Raw genomic sequence first — 421 nt, 5'->3', positions numbered from 1 at the left:
CGACCAAGTACTCCACCCTCGGCATCTACGCCGTGATCCTGCTGCTGCATGCACTACTGAACCTATTCGGGGTGCGGGTTCTGGACTTGTTCAACCGGGTCTCGGTGATCTGGCACCTGGCCGGCGTCACGCTGATCGCGGCTGTTCTGGTCCTGGTGCCGAAGCAGCACCAGAGCGTGTCATTCGTGTTCACCCACTACGTGAACACGACCGGGTTCCACAGCTCGCTGTATGTCTCGGCGATCGGGCTGCTGCTGGCCGGCTACACCTTTTGCGGCTACGACGCCTCCGCGCATCTGTCGGAGGAGACCGAACACGCCGCGGTCGCCGCGCCCAGGGGCATCATCCGCGCGATCTGGATGTCCTGGATCGCCGGAGCGGTGTTGATCGCCGGGATGCTGTACGCGGTCCGGTACTACGC

At 63.9% G+C, this 421-nt stretch carries 1 protein-coding gene; it reads left to right on the top strand.

Annotation, left to right across the window (positions count from 1 at the left end; translation table 11 throughout):
• On the top strand, positions 1-421 hold a 421-nt coding region (locus GWK61_RS55335), incomplete at both ends, for an amino acid permease (protein ID WP_194922387.1).

Source organism: Catenulispora rubra (assembly GCF_015356825.1).
In the GTDB taxonomy this organism is placed as follows: Bacteria; Actinomycetota; Actinomycetes; order Streptomycetales; family Catenulisporaceae; genus Catenulispora; species Catenulispora rubra.
The sequence above is the reverse complement of the archived record's forward strand: the minus strand, read 5'-3'. Positions and strand labels throughout refer to the sequence as shown.